Raw genomic sequence first — 14,215 nt, 5'->3', positions numbered from 1 at the left:
ATTGGTATAAAAAGCCGATGGCGGTTTTAAGGGGGGTTGGGGGGGATCAAGATTGGTATAAAAGCTTTCTTGTCTATGTTATACAGTTATACAAAATTTACCCTTGGTTAAACTTATGAACAAACGAATCGGTCAATTTTTGAGTTTTTTGGTCATGGCCATAGGCGGTCTGGTGCTTCTAGGTTGGTACTGGGATATTCCTTTACTCAAAACAGGTTTTCCCGGTAGTATATCAACCATGAAAGCTAACACCGCTTTGGCTTTTTTATTAGCTGGAATATCCTTAAGAATTCTCCAATATCAAAGAATTACCCGACTGCAATATCGCATCGCCCAAGGGTTAGCGTTATTGGTAAGCCTGCTGGGAGTAGTCAATATAATTCAATATTATTTGAAAATAAATTTAGGCATTGATGAGTGGCTTTTTCAGGATGTCAGCCCTGCAATTACCACAACTTTTCCGGGGAGAATGGGGTTTAATACAGCCCTGAATTTTGTCTTAATGGGAATAGCTTTATGGTTGGTGGGAAACAAAACCAATCGTGGCATTTGGTTGGCGCAATTTTTCAGTAGTGTGGCCGCTATTATTTCTCTTTTGGCTTTATTGGGACATTTGTTTAATGTGGGTGTTCTGGCTACTTTGATCGCCTATTCAACCACTCAAGCAATCCATACTGCTCTGGCTTTTTTGCTTCTCTATGGTGGAATTTTGTTGACCAATCCCGAAGCCGGATTGATGGAAATCATTGTCAGTCCCTTTATCGGTGGTTTGATGGTGCGTTGGCTCATTCCTTGGGTAATTTTATTTCCTCTAGTTCTCAATTTTTTGGTGTTTGAAGGATATGATTTCGGCTGGTACGATCTGAAAGCGGCTTATGGCATTCAAGTAACGTTTACCATTGTTTGTTTTTTAGTGATTGTTTGTTGGAATGGCTATTGGTTAAATCAAATAGAGCGCGATCGCACCGAGGCTAACCAGTCCCTTCAACAGACACAACAACATTTTAAACAAGCGGTAGAAGCGGCGGAATTAGGAACATGGCAATGGGATTTAATCACCGGAAGTCTCATATTATCTCCTCAAAGCGAAAGGCTGTTAGGTTTGGCGGCGGGCAGTTTTCCGGGAACTTATGAAGCCTTTATTAACTTACTCCATCATAGCGACCTCGATGCGATTACCAATTCCTTGGAAATATCCCGGTTAAACGCTACTCCCTGGCTGATGGATCATGAAATTATTGATCCGACTGGCAAGGAGCGTTGGGTTGTCTCAAGCGGTAAATTTTTGTATGACGAAACCGGATCGGCAGTACAGATGCTTGGCATTCTCAAAGATATCACCTATCGAAAAAATTTAGAACTTGAATTAAGGGAAACTAATCATAATTTAGAAAACCGAGTGGCGGAAAGAACCCTGGAATTACAAACTCTGAATCATCAACTACAAGCAGAATTAATCAAGAGGCATCAGTTTCAACGGAGCTTAGAAAATAAGAAAGCGGAAATTGAAGCAATTTTTTTAGCGATTCCCGATCCAATTATCTTTACCAATGTCAGTCGCAAAATTAGGAAAGTTAATCCGGCATTTACTAAAATATTAGGGTATCCTGCCGAACGGGTGTTGGGAAAAACTCCCCAATTTCTTTATGAAACACCCGATATGTATTATGCCCATTGGAAAAAGTATTATAGTCCGACGGCAACCGACGAACCAAAACGATCGGAAATTGAGTTTCGCCGCCAAGATGGGGGAATGATTCTGGCTGAAACCATTGGGACAATGGTGAAAAATAGTGAAAATCAGATCATTGGTTTTATGGTGGTGATTAGAGATATCACTCAGCGCAAAAACGCTGAAAAAAAATTACAAAAATATGCGGAAGAGATTACGGATTTATACAATAATGCCCCCTGTGGCTACCATTCCTTAGATAGTCAGGGCAGAATTATTCAAATTAATGATACTGAACTGAAATGGTTAGGTTATAGGCGAGCAGAAGTTGTGGGAAAGATGAACATTACTCAATGCTTTACCCCCGAAAGTGTTGAAATCTTTAAAGAAAATTTTCCCATATTTAAACAGCGCGGTTTTATCAATAACTTAGACTTGGAAATGACTCGCTCTGATGGGACAGTTTTTTCGGTGAGTTTAAATGGTACAGCCCAGAAAGATGCCGCCGGTAATTTCTTAATGAGTCGCTCTACTATTTTTGATATTACGGAGCGCAAACAAGCGGAGTTAGAATTAAAACAAGCCAAAGAAAAAGCCGAATTAGCGAACCAATCTAAAAGTATGTTTTTGGCGAATATGAGCCATGAACTGCGGACTCCCTTAAATGCTATTTTGGGCTTTACCCAACTTTTAGGGCGCGATCGCTCTTTAAGTGCTTATCATCAAGAAAGGTTACAGATTATTAATCGCAGCGGGGAACATTTACTCGGATTAATTGATGATATTTTAGAGTTATCCAAAATTGAAACGGGACAAATGAGTTTAGCCCGGAATGATTGTGACTTGCACTGGTTATTACTCACCGTTGAAGAAATGTTACGCTCTAAAGCGCAAGCCAAAGGATTAAATTTAATTTTCGACCGGGCTTTCGATCTGCCTCAGTGGGTTCAAATCGATGAGAAAAAATTGCGTCAGGTCTTAATTAATTTATTAACTAATGCGATTAAATTTACCGATCGAGGCAGCGTGACTTTAAGAGTTAGCGTTAGCCTAGGGGAAAATGAAATCAATCCGGCGAATAATCTGGCGAATGATTCACTGATGACTGATGACTATTGCCCTTTCTCTCTATGCTTTGCCGTAGAAGATACCGGAGTGGGAATTGCTCAGGATGAGATTGACAGTTTATTTGAAATTTTCTTGCAAGGAGAAGCGGGAAAAAATTTAAATCAAGGCGCGGGGCTGGGTTTAGCGATTTCGCAAAAACTTGTGCAATTGATGGGCGGTAAAATCCAAGTTGCAAGTGTCTTAGGAGAAGGCACTATTTTTTCCTTTGCTATTCCGGTTCAATTAGGTTTAGCCTCGAAAAGTGAACCGGAAAAATTGACTCAAACCGTGGTCGGACTAGCCCCAGGACAGCCGAATTATCGCATTTTAGTTGTGGAGGATCTTTGGGAAAGTCGTTGCTTATTGGTTGAACTGCTGCGGGCGATCGGTTTTGAGGTGAAAGAAGCCACAAATGGCGCTGAAGCTGTGGCTTTATGGGAAATTTGGTCGCCCCATTTGATTTGGATGGATCTGAGGATGCCGATTATGAATGGCTATGAAGCCACTCAACGAATTACCGAAGCTGCTGGTACACAAAAACCTGTGATTATTGCTTTAACCGCAAGTGTTTGGGAAGAACAACAGGAAGCAATTCTCGCGACAGGTTGTGACGATATGGTGAGAAAACCTTTCCAAGAATCGGTGATTTTTGCCAAAATTTCTCAATATTTAGGGGTGCAGTATATTTATGAAACTCCATCCCCTATACAGCCAGCTTTTGCAGGGGCTAATTTATCCCCAGAAGCTTTAGGGGTGATGTCCCCGGAATGGCTAGAAGAAATGTATCAAGCCGCTTACTGTTTGGATGCGGATGTGATGCTGGAATTAATTAGACAAATCCCTGATTCAGAAGCCAATTTAGCAAATGCCTTGAGAGAGTTAGTGATTAATTTTAATACGGATATTGTTATGCAATTAACTCGTGCTTTACTTGAAAAGTAGTCGGGTGGGCATTGTCAACCTTGTGAAGATGATAAGGGGAGATAGGGGAGATAGGGGAAATAGGGGGGAAAATTAAGCTTGCGTAGGCATTGGCTTTATTAAATAGCAAATATTATATAACGAATAACAAATAATGAATACCTGTTAACAAATAGCGATTATTTTATGCTAAAAGATTTCGCGCAGTTTGTGGCTTTTTAAATAAACTTAAATAATTTCACAATAATTTAAGATTATGGAACAAATTTTAGGGCTAAATTCGGGCGGAAATTTTCTCAAAAAAATGGTCAGTTTCTCAGGAATAAGATAAACTATAATATGTAAAGAATATATAAAGGATCAAATAATTTATAGGGATTAGTGGTTAGCTTGTAAAGAGCAGCAATTTATCCTCTCTACATCAACCCGTGAGTCGTTAACCTTGAGGCTCGGAACCCAAGGCTCATGGGTGAGAACTGGCCGCTGTCAATGCTGAATGCTGACAAAATTTTTTTGCATGGGTACGACCGATCGCCGATCTCTGACTACTGAAGACGTAGAATAATTGATAGGAATGGGTAGGCAAAACAATGAATTTATATATCAAAGACCAGGGGCTTCCCGATATTTATCGCGGATTTGAACGGGTTTTAATCGAGCAGCAAAGAGTTGATAAAGCCTTGGAGGTATCAGAACAAGGCAGAGCGAAAGGATTTGTGGATTTTTTGACCAACCATATAGGGATGCGATCGCCCTTTTTGCCATCGGTTTCTCCCCTAAGTATTTACCAGATTAAACAAATTGCCAAATCTCAGGCATCTACTTTAGTGGAATATTCCCTGATTTATGATTACAACCAGTTTTATCAGGGAAGTTCTACTCGTTCTACTCATTGGGGCATCCCTGATATTTATGCTTATGCAACGAAGTTACTGATTTGGGTGGTGTCCCCCAAAGGTCAGATTTGGTTTCAAGAAGTTGACTTAACACCTTTGCTGGAAGAATATCAGACTTCTTTGGCGAATTTGGTGCGAACGGTGCGAGAGGCGATCGCCGTTGGCAAAGATTATTTGTCCACGTTACCGCAAATGTTTCGCCGCTATTCCCTGGACGAACAATTACAATTACTGTATCGGTTTTTGATTTCGCCGATCGCGGATTGGTTGCCGAGGGATCCCAGTTCACGGGTGATGATTATTCCCCAAGATTTCCTATTTTTACTTCCCTTTGGCGCTCTGAAAGATCAAAATGGTCAATATTTGATCGAAAAACATACTTTATTGAGTGCGCCAAGTTTGCAGGCGATCGAACTGATTCGGAAAAGACAAAAACACTCATTTGTCCCGCAGGATCTCCCCCCCGATCAATCCCTCAGCAGTTCTTTGACCCCCAAAAGCAGCGATCGCGGCAGCGGAGCGGAGCTCCTTCGCCTCTCAGATCCGACCGCTAAATTACCCCTGACTCTTTATCCGGCATTAGTCTTGGGAAATCCCACCATGCCCAGTTTTTCCCTACAATTTGGGGAGGTTCCCGTCTATATGACCCGCTTACCAGGAGCGGAAATCGAAGCTAAAGCGGTGGCTGATGTACTGAATGTGGCACCCCTGACCAATGATGCTGCTACAAGAACTGTGGTTTTGGAGCAAATGCCCAAAGCCAGAATTATTCACTTAGCTACTCATGGGTGGCTGGGTTCCACGGAATGCATGGAAGGAGTCGTTGCCTTAGCACCCAATTCCCAAGGAAAAAATGGTTTTTTGACCCTGCGAGATATTTTTCATTTAAGCAGCGATCGCCACCAACTGCCCTTATCAGCGGATCTGGTTTGCTTGAGTGCCTGTGATATTGCCCGGGGTCAGATTTGGGGTGACGGGGTGTTTCGACTCAGCCAAGCTTTTTTAGTCGCGGGAGCGAATACATTAATCATCTCTCTGTGGCTGCCCCCCACCGACTCCAGCCCCATACTAATGAAACAGTTTTATCAAGATTTTCAAGGCACTGGAGATAAAGCCCAATCTTTACGTCAAGCCATGCTCTCGACCAGGGAAAAATTCCCAGAACCTAGATATTGGGCAGGGTTTACTCTCTTTGGTTGTGCTGCACTGCACCCTGCACCTTGATTCAGGCGATCGGGCGGCCCTAGTCCGAGATAAAACAGCCGAAAATTGCAACTTGTGTTAGCATCGGGGGAAAACTTGCTTTTAAAATCCCTAAAATTAATCTCCAAATCCCCCAAATCAATGAGTAAGGTTCTGGTTCTTAACGCTTCTTACGAACCGCTCAATATCACCAACTGGCGAAGAGCGGTGGTTTTATTGCTCAAAGGCAAAGCCGAGCAAGTAGAACATAACGGTAAATATGTTTATGCTGAGTTTCCTTTGCCCACGGTGATTCGGTTGCGGCAATACGTCCGGGTGCCTTACAAAGATATCCCACTGACTCGCCCTAATATATATTACCGAGATAACCATACTTGTCAATACTGTGGATATTCTGGGGATGATTTGACCCTGGATCACGTCCTGCCGCGATCGCGCCACGGTGGAGATACCTGGGACAATCTCGTGACTGCCTGTATTCGTTGCAACGTTAAAAAAGGAAATCGTACCCCCCAAGAAGCTAATATGCCTCTAAGTCATCATCCGCGCAAACCGCACAGCAGCCTCTACTTTGAGGTGAACAAGCACGTCAAGAGTGGCTTGCATCAAGAATGGAAAAAGTATGTGATTGGCAGTTAAAACCCCTAGCATGAGTTCAAGTGCTAGGGGTTTTTGCTTACGCACAGAAAAGAAACCAGGTTTCCAGAAACTCATAAACCTGGTTTCTTAATTGAAGTATTAACACAAGGATTAACACAAGTTAATCCAGGGCGGTGCTATATCTTTGGGTTAGATTAGTAAATTTTCTACGCCTTCTGTTGTGCTCAAATTGGCTAGATCAATAATTCTTCTATATTGCAATCTCCACTGCAAGGCATTTGAAATCGTTAAGAAACCCTGTTCTGGAGGGTGGCTGATTATGCGATCGGCTAAAATTTCACGGCCTATCTCATCTAGAGGGAGATTCCGTTCTTCTAAAAACGCAATGATATCATCTTTATTACCATGACGCCGTATAATTTCTCGCAATCCATAAGTGGTTTGATAATCAGCGGTGTGTTTTTGTTCTAAGAAAACAATGTGTAAAAATTTTAGATCACAAGTATGAGAGGCTCTATCGTCGGTTTTTTCATAGACTAAAACCAGGAGATGATACCCCAGTCCAAATACTTTCTGACTGGCATCGCGAAATGGACAGGAAGACTGAGGCTGTCGAATGGATGTTACTTTTAAATCAACATTTAAATCGGGAAAATCTATGCCACTGGCGGCACTTCCGCTGCTGTAAGAATATTGACGAATTAAATATTGATTAAAGGCAGCTTATACATAAGTTTCGACTGCTTTTTCGTCAGTAATTCCGTATAAGCTTGGAATCGGAGTATCACTGATTTGTCTGGCAAATTTTTGGACTTCTGTCTTTAATTTAGTCAAGGTTAATCGTTGCATTGATTCAGGCTAATCCTGGTTACAAAGCTAAGGTTAGTTGCTGAAAACTTGGCTGATTTAAGATAAGGTTATTTTTACCGATTCGATTGGCTACCCATGCCACACAAGGAGGAGCGATCGCATTGCCAAATAATGCATAGCGATCGTAAATTCTGGCAACGCGACACCAATCATCGGGAAATCCCATCAATCGGGCATATTCCACTGGGGTTAACCGTCGATATTTATCCCCTACTTGATACCGTTCATAATGTCTGGAAGTAGAAGCGGTTAGGGTTGAAGTAATGCCATTAATCCCAAAAATAGTATAACCGAGTCTCGCTCCTCCTCCTTGATTATAAAGGATTTCGACTCCATTACAATAGCGATTCACGGCTTTACTTTGTTTGATTCTTTCCCCAGTATCGGTGGTAAAATCAAACTGCGGATCGACATCGGATTCATTTTCCAGAATATCTCTGAGTTTCTTTCTCGGTTGGATGTCTGGTAACGGAGGAATCTGCTTAGAGTAGATTTTTTTCTGATAGGCAATTCCCCAATTTCCCGGTTTGCTGTGACTGCGGATAATTGGCGTTAAATTATCCGTAAATGATGGATTAATTTCTAGGAAGTTTAAATCTTCATGGGTTAAAAAGACGGAATATTTTTCTAGCATTTTTAGCATTTTTAGCATTTCTAGCATTTCCGGGCTGTTTGTTTGGTTAATCCTAGTGCCAAAAATAAAGATGCGCTCGCGATTCTGGGGTAAACCAAAGCTGACAGTATTAATTATTCTCCATTCTATAAAATAATCCAAAGCTGACAGGGCATCTAAAATCGCGCGAAAGTGATAACCGGATTCCATTGTCAACAAACGCTTAACATTTTCTAAAAAGAAATACTGCGGTTTTCTATGATGCAAAATTTCTATAATCCGTTCAAACAGAGTTCCCCGAATGCGATCGCGAACTCCCTGCTTTTTTCCTGCGGGACTAAAAGGTTGACAAGGAAATCCGGCAGTTAAAATATCATGGCAGGGAATTTCTTCTAGATTAATTTCCCTAATATCGCCTAAAACTAAAGAATTTTTGCCAAAGTTACTCCGATAAACTTGACTGGATAATTCACTGCTATCATTAGCCCAAATTGTAGAAATATTCGCCGCTGCCATGCCTAGGCGAAAACCGCCTATCCCGGCAAATAATTCAATGGCTTTTAATTGTGTCTTTTCACTCACAGAAATGCCTCATTTATCCTCTTTATGCTTGACGATTGTCTCAGGTCGTCGGTGCTGATTTTACCAAAAAAGTTGTTGGTTGGTGGTTGTTGGTTATTCGTTGGTGGTTGGTGGTTGGTGGTTGTTGGTTGGTGGTTGCATATTTTATATTATCGCATATAACATATAACATATAAACAATAAATATCCAATAAATAACGAATAACAAATAACGAATTTATTTTGAGAAAATTCAGCGCTCAAAAATGACCAGATTTCGATATGATAAGGATGCTTAAACCATCGATGATGGTTTTGTTGTTATCTTTTGCTATATATTCGGAGATTTTTTCATGGTTACGTTGAAAATCGTTGTCAATATCGTGGTTCTGTTCTTTGTGGGCTTATTTGTGTTTGGATTTTTGTCTTCTGACCCATCCCGGAACCCCGGTCGTCGCGACTTGGAATAATTCAGGGAAGAAATATCCCAAGATTGAACCCCCGCGCTTAAGTGGGGGTTTGTCACGAATGGGGAGAGTTGCCGGATAATGCCGGATAATAATGATTGTCAATTGCCTGGGAACTTATCCTCTCAGATGAATCTCCTGGAAACTATTGTTTTAAGCTGGCAGTTTTATCTGAGATTTGGGTAAATTGCCACGATTATTTATATCTGTTGTGATTAAATATGTCCTATCCGGTTCCCCCTTCTGAACCGCCTGCGATCATTGAATACCAAATGCCGCCAATCCAGGATTCGGAGTTGACTACGGCAGAAAATTTTTCTATTGCACCTCCAGCACAGCGGTTATTTAATGTTGATGCCGATCGCTTAACGGCGCTGCCAGTTGTCCCTGATGCTAATGGGGCAATACCGCCGCAAGCTTTTTTACTCGGTGGGCCTTTAGAAGTGAGTTGGCCTTTATCAACAAAGGAGCGATCGCCCTCCGAACTGACCCCAAAACTGTCAGAAATTAATTTTTCAGAGATTAACTTTCCAAAAATTAACTGTTCAGAAAATAACTTTTCAGAAATTAATATTAGTCAAGCGGGTCAAGTCACCCCAGCCCCAACCCCGGCCCCAGGAGAAGCCGTGACCCCCAACCCACAACCCACGGAGGGAACGCCTCTGCCGTTGAGTGCAGAGGATGTAGTAAAAATTAATTCCGATCGCCAGGAATATAACGAGCAACGTCAGGTGGTGACGGCGGAAGGCGATGTGTTTATGCGGTTGGGGAATACGGTATTAAATTCCCAATGGCTGCAAATGAATTTACTCAGCCGGTTTGCCGTAGCCCAAGGGCAAGTGCTTTTAACCAATGGCACTCAGGTGATCGAGGGCGATCGCTTGGAATACGATGTGGTCAGAAACCAAGGGGGAATGCAGCAGGCTAAAGGTCAGATTGTTTTGAATGAAGCGACCTCGACGGTTGCCACCACCTTACCCACGGATGTGACGGCGGGGGCTGGACAAGAACGGGCGCTCACGGAAAGACTGCGGGCGGGAGAACCGCCGCGCCGAGTTAGGAACACAGGGGGTCTAGTGATCGGCGTGGGGGCTGGACTAAATCAAGGGGTGGGTCTGCCCACTACCGGAGGCACCATCAACCGGCTGCGGTTTGAAAGCGATGACCTGACCTTTACCGGGGAAGATTGGCAGGGGACGAATGTTAGAATTACCAACGATCCATATTCTCCCCCAGAATTAGAATTACGCTCCCGTCATGTGACGGTGCGACGGTTGTCCCCGGAACAGGATGAAGTGATTGCCCGACGACCTCGGTTAGTTTTCGAGAATAAAGTATCGATTCCGCTGTTGCGGGAACGAGTGATTATCGATCGCCGGGAACGCGACCCGTCTTTAATTCGTTTCGGCTATGATGGGGGCGATCGCGGGGGATTTTATGCCGAAACGCCTTTAGAGCCCATCGTCAATGACCGATTCCAATTCAGCATTAGCCCCCAATTCTATATTCAAAAGGCGATCGCCGGCCCCGATAGCATTTCTGACCTGTTTGGCTTCAAAACCAGAGTCAATGGCAAACTCAGTCCCACCACCAACCTAGAAGGACGAGCCACATTTACCACCCTCAACCCTGACACTATTGACGATAAAACTAGAGCCAATCTACTACTAAGGCAACAAATTGGCACCCATTCTCTGACAGGGGAATACGCCTATCGCGATCGCATTTTCAACGGTTCTCTTGGCTTTAGAACCGTGCAACAAAGTCTGGGCGTCCTATTAAATTCTCCCATTATCCCCTTGGGCAAAACCGGCATCAACCTCAGCTATGAAGGCAGCATTCAATCCATCAATGCGGACACCGATCAAATCGACTTACTCGAACCGATCCGGGAGCATAATCGCACCAGCTTAACCCGATTTCAAGGGGGTGCGGCTTTAAGTCGTGGCTTTTTACTTTGGCAAGGAACCCCGTTACCGGCGAATCCCCAAGAGGGACTACGATATAGTCCCAGTCCTGTCATTCCATATATTCGCTTGTTCACGGGACTCAACGGCACTTTGACTGGCTACAGTAATGGCGATACCCAAAACTTTGTCTCTGGAAGTATTGGCATCCAAGGGCAATTTGGTCATTTTTCCCGTCGTTGGTTAGACTATACGGGTTGGAGCGTAAGTTTATCCCGGATTTGGAAAGATGGTGCTTCTCCCTTTTTATTTGATAGAATTGCTGACTCTAAGGTACTTGCCCTCGGATTGACCCAACAAATTTATGGGCCAATTCGCTTCGGGGTACAAACTCTGATTAATCTTGATACCAAGGAAGCGATTAATACTGATTTAATTCTGGAGTACAGTCGGCGTAGTTACGGTCTAGCGATTCGCTATAATCCTGAACAACAACTCGGTTCTCTGTCTTTGCGGATCAGTGACTTTAACTGGAGGGGTGGAGGTGAACCTTTTTCTCGCTCAGAAGTGCGATCGGTGGATGGTGGGATCCGGCGAGTTAACCAAGAAATTCAGTAAATCCGACAATTACAAATAATGGGTGAAATTCTGCAAAAAAAATGACTAGACCAGATCCAAAAAATAATGATGCAGCAGCGATGACTGCTGAAACGCTGCTGGTTCACTATAGTTTTGATCTGAGTCATTGGACCGCAGCAGAATTAATTCATAAATGGCTGCAAGATTATCCATCCCGCTGGTTACGGTTAGCGATTATTGAAGCGTTATATCAAGGCCGTTATAAAAGCATTTCTGTAGAACAAATTTTAGCCTGCTGGCAGCGGCGATCTAGGCCAATTTATCACTTTAACTGGGAATTTGAGCAGTTAATTTGTGGGAAATTGCCAGAAGCAAATATTCCCGAACAAGATGTTCAAGTGACTCATCAATCGGCGCTGCTTGAAGCCCCTGAATTGGCAGAAAATATCCCCGATACAATTATTGAGGAACCGGATAAATTATTGACAAATAACCCCGCGATCCACCCCATAATTGCTAAGTATAAGCCTGATTTGAGCCTGCCAACCACCGGGGAAACTGTCCCGAGAATCATGGTGGATACTGCGGAACAATCCCCCGCAGTGGCTTTGCTATCTGCCGCTGAAAATTCTGAAAACTCTGAAAATTCTGGGGAAAAAAACGGCATCGCCTCCCCGGAGGTTGAATCATTTGAATCAAATGCCGCTCATTCTTTGCCCTTGATTTCTGAGAATAGCGCTAACTCAAAAGCTCAGTCAAAAGCTGATGAAAAAGAAAAGTTATCTACCGAAGAAATTCAGCGTCAAATCATTAATAATTTACTCCAAGATCCTTGGCTAGATGAGGAAGATGAAGCGACGATTCAAAGCATTCTCAATGTTTCGACAAATTCCTCTTTCAATGATTCTATCAATGCCGCTAATGCGGCGATCGATGCTTCTATGAGTTCTTCTGATTTGCCAACATTTGATTGGCAAACAGTCCTAAACCTTGACTCAGATCAACTACCCTCAGCCCCGGTGAATTCTGAATTTAATTGGCAAGAAACTCGTCCGCCGATTCATCAATTTACTCCAGATGTAGCCGCTTCAGAGTTTTATATGAAGCTAAAAGCGGTGTTAGAAAATAAGTTAGAGCATCCCGAAGAAGAACCGCGAAAAAGACGCTCTCGACCTCGGAAAAAATCAAATTAGACGATTAAATCAGATAATCGAAAGCCCCCCGAGGATCGGGGGGTTGGGGGGATCCGATCATTCCTTGGGCTTAACTCCACCCATGCGAATTTCGCTACAAAATGACAATAAACTATAGCCGGTTTCGTCTTTTACCGCACTGGTACGCAAGCGTAAATTATCTCCAGCAAACCAGAGCCTTTCTTCCGCAAACAAAGAATCGGACTCGGTAGTAATGGTGACAGCGTTATCATTGCCGATCGCAAACCGACTAACATTGCCAGCGCGATCGCTGATTCCTGGGCCTGGTTTTCTCAATAACTTGCCTTCTTTGGCGTGAGGGTCGGAGGCGATCGCTACCAAAACCGTAGACCCCATCTTTTTCGGTTCCTTGTACAAGGGTTTATTTTCCCAACGTACCCGCACCGCACATAAAGCCAAAGAGGGGTTAACTTTGTGATCCTGACAAAGTTGCAGCACCTCTTGGTCATTTTTCTCTAAGGAGTCAATCCATAGATCCGTGCTATCTGCCACAGATTTGGTTTCTGCCATATGTTGACTGGTGCGCTGAGAAAACCATTTACCAGCACTCTGCTCAAAAAACTCAATAATGTCCATCAATTAAAGCAATTCGATCGCTATATTTATATCTATCGGTCTATGGTACAAGTTATTGGGGGATCAAAAAGAATCAAGATTAAGAATCAAGATTGATTTTTGATTTTGCCCAAACGTTCCAGGGATAAGCAAGCCGCCGCTGCCACTTGGGGATGGCTATCTTTTTCTAAGAATTTCAAGGCTGAGAGACTTTTCTCCGTAGGCAGATTTCCCAAAGCTTCCGCCAAACGCTGACGCACCAACCAATCTTCGGATTGGATAAACCGGAGAATCCGATCCACGGATTCTACGGATTGAATTTCCCCTAATGCCGCGATCGCCGCTTGTTGCACCACCACTTCTGGGCTATCCAGGGCAGAAATCAGCACATCACGGGCGCGGGGATCTTTCAAATTGCCCAAAGCGACTGCGGCACTAAAGCGCACCAACCATTCCGTATCCTCATAAAATGCCCGGACTAATGGCTGAAATGCTCGCGGGTCTTCCAAGTAACCCAAAGCCCCCGCCACATTTGCCCGCACACTGTAGTCCGGTTCGCTTTCCAGCCGTTGCACCAAAATCGGATAACTTTCGTCGGTGGGCTTCAGTCCCACCGCAAACGCGGCCATTGCCCGCACTTGCAGACTTTCATCATCTAAAACTTTCTTAATTAAAGGCATGGCATCTTCCGGCGCCACATCCCGCAGATGCGCCAATGCCACCATGCGATCGGCCACTTTTGGGCTGTCCAACTTGGCAGAAATTTCTTCTAAGGTCATTAAAGCACTCATTTTCTTTACAAAAGTTTACATTACCGTGTTTCTATTATAAGCAGAATGCCGCCAAAGTGGTAAGCACTGGTGTAAAATAAATTGCACATTGTTTGTGATTCGTGTATAATAGGACAGGGAAAATCCCCCGGTGCTTGGCACTACAGTGAGATTTATTCAGAATTTAAGTCCAGAAACCCAAAGACTTCTAGAAAGAATTTATCAAGAAAGCAAGCGGCCTCAAGTGCGAGCCTGAGACCATTGTATTCTATTAAGTTTT

The 14,215-nt window shown here is 43.4% G+C and carries 11 protein-coding genes; 6 read left to right on the top strand and 5 right to left on the bottom strand.

All coding sequences use genetic code 11. From position 1 onward, the window contains the following. The first annotated feature begins 115 nt into the window (after nt 1-115). The 3 genes from AM228_RS07630 to AM228_RS07620 all read left to right on the top strand — a co-directional run bounded on the left by AM228_RS07630 (nt 116) and on the right by AM228_RS07620 (nt 6,438). On the top strand, nt 116-3,721 hold the full coding sequence (locus tag AM228_RS07630; RefSeq protein ID WP_054465536.1) for a PAS domain-containing hybrid sensor histidine kinase/response regulator: 3,606 nt from the start codon (nt 116-118) through the stop codon (nt 3,719-3,721). 569 nt (nt 3,722-4,290) lie between these two features. Further along, nucleotides 4,291-5,820, top strand: coding sequence for a CHAT domain-containing protein (locus AM228_RS07625; RefSeq protein ID WP_054465535.1), 1,530 nt, complete (start codon nt 4,291-4,293; stop codon nt 5,818-5,820). Nucleotides 5,821-5,940: 120 nt separating this feature from the next. Next, nucleotides 5,941-6,438 carry an HNH endonuclease gene (locus tag AM228_RS07620; protein ID WP_054465607.1) on the top strand — a complete coding sequence of 166 codons (498 nt, stop codon included), beginning with the start codon at nt 5,941-5,943 and terminating at the stop codon, nt 6,436-6,438. A gap of 150 nt (nt 6,439-6,588) precedes the next feature. Here AM228_RS07620 and AM228_RS34990 read toward each other — a convergent pair whose 3' ends face one another. The 3 genes from AM228_RS34990 to AM228_RS07610 form a co-directional block, all read right to left on the bottom strand. Next, nucleotides 6,589-6,828, bottom strand: a complete 240-nt coding sequence (locus AM228_RS34990) for a hypothetical protein (protein ID WP_231636691.1) — start codon at nt 6,826-6,828, stop codon at nt 6,589-6,591. A 294-nt stretch (nt 6,829-7,122) separates the two neighbouring features. Then, nucleotides 7,123-7,248 carry a hypothetical protein gene (locus tag AM228_RS36070; RefSeq protein ID WP_255353164.1) on the bottom strand — a complete coding sequence of 42 codons (126 nt, stop codon included), beginning with the start codon at nt 7,246-7,248 and terminating at the stop codon, nt 7,123-7,125. Between the two features lie 19 nt (nt 7,249-7,267). Beyond that, complete coding sequence (locus AM228_RS07610; RefSeq protein ID WP_054465534.1) at nt 7,268-8,464, bottom strand: DNA cytosine methyltransferase; 1,197 nt, start codon at nt 8,462-8,464, stop codon at nt 7,268-7,270. Between the two features lie 332 nt (nt 8,465-8,796). On the opposite strand from AM228_RS07610, the gene AM228_RS29350 reads away from it, so the two are divergent. From AM228_RS29350 to AM228_RS07600, 3 genes are all read left to right on the top strand, one after another. After that, nucleotides 8,797-8,913: a photosystem II reaction center protein I gene (locus AM228_RS29350; RefSeq protein WP_072160708.1), complete on the top strand. Its 117-nt coding sequence runs from the start codon at nt 8,797-8,799 to the stop codon at nt 8,911-8,913. Between the two features lie 218 nt (nt 8,914-9,131). Beyond that, complete coding sequence (locus AM228_RS07605) at nt 9,132-11,435, top strand: DUF3769 domain-containing protein (RefSeq protein WP_054465533.1); 2,304 nt, start codon at nt 9,132-9,134, stop codon at nt 11,433-11,435. A gap of 41 nt (nt 11,436-11,476) precedes the next feature. Next, nucleotides 11,477-12,589 (top strand): hypothetical protein, encoded by a 1,113-nt coding sequence (locus tag AM228_RS07600; protein WP_054465532.1) that lies wholly within the window; start codon nt 11,477-11,479, stop codon nt 12,587-12,589. A gap of 57 nt (nt 12,590-12,646) precedes the next feature. On the opposite strand, the gene AM228_RS07595 is transcribed toward AM228_RS07600, so the two are convergent. Both AM228_RS07595 and AM228_RS07590 read right to left on the bottom strand, forming a co-directional pair. Beyond that, nucleotides 12,647-13,186, bottom strand: a complete 540-nt coding sequence (locus AM228_RS07595; RefSeq protein ID WP_054465531.1) for a phycobiliprotein lyase — start codon at nt 13,184-13,186, stop codon at nt 12,647-12,649. 86 nt (nt 13,187-13,272) lie between these two features. Beyond that, nucleotides 13,273-13,956, bottom strand: a complete 684-nt coding sequence (locus AM228_RS07590) for a HEAT repeat domain-containing protein (protein WP_054465530.1) — start codon at nt 13,954-13,956, stop codon at nt 13,273-13,275. Nucleotides 13,957-14,215: the final 259 nt, after the last annotated feature.

The sequence above is a fragment of the Planktothricoides sp. SR001 genome (assembly GCF_001276715.1).
In the GTDB taxonomy this organism is placed as follows: domain Bacteria; phylum Cyanobacteriota; class Cyanobacteriia; order Cyanobacteriales; family Laspinemataceae; genus Planktothricoides; species Planktothricoides raciborskii.
The sequence above is the reverse complement of the archived record's forward strand: the minus strand, read 5'-3'. Positions and strand labels throughout refer to the sequence as shown.

Bases quoted from the DNA above. Each gene is read 5' to 3' on its own strand.
- AM228_RS07600 (WP_054465532.1), top strand. From the start codon at position 11,477: ATGACTAGACCAGATCCAAAAAATAATGATGCAGCAGCGATGACTGCT.
- AM228_RS07625 (WP_054465535.1), top strand. From the start codon at position 4,291: ATGAATTTATATATCAAAGACCAGGGGCTTCCCGATATTTATCGCGGA.
- AM228_RS36070 (WP_255353164.1), bottom strand. From the start codon at position 7,248: ATGCAACGATTAACCTTGACTAAATTAAAGACAGAAGTCCAAAAATTT.
- AM228_RS07595 (WP_054465531.1), bottom strand. From the start codon at position 13,186: ATGGACATTATTGAGTTTTTTGAGCAGAGTGCTGGTAAATGGTTTTCT.
- AM228_RS29350 (WP_072160708.1), top strand. From the start codon at position 8,797: ATGGTTACGTTGAAAATCGTTGTCAATATCGTGGTTCTGTTCTTTGTG.
- AM228_RS07605 (WP_054465533.1), top strand. From the start codon at position 9,132: ATGTCCTATCCGGTTCCCCCTTCTGAACCGCCTGCGATCATTGAATAC.
- AM228_RS07590 (WP_054465530.1), bottom strand. From the start codon at position 13,956: ATGAGTGCTTTAATGACCTTAGAAGAAATTTCTGCCAAGTTGGACAGC.
- AM228_RS07620 (WP_054465607.1), top strand. From the start codon at position 5,941: ATGAGTAAGGTTCTGGTTCTTAACGCTTCTTACGAACCGCTCAATATC.
- AM228_RS07630 (WP_054465536.1), top strand. From the start codon at position 116: ATGAACAAACGAATCGGTCAATTTTTGAGTTTTTTGGTCATGGCCATA.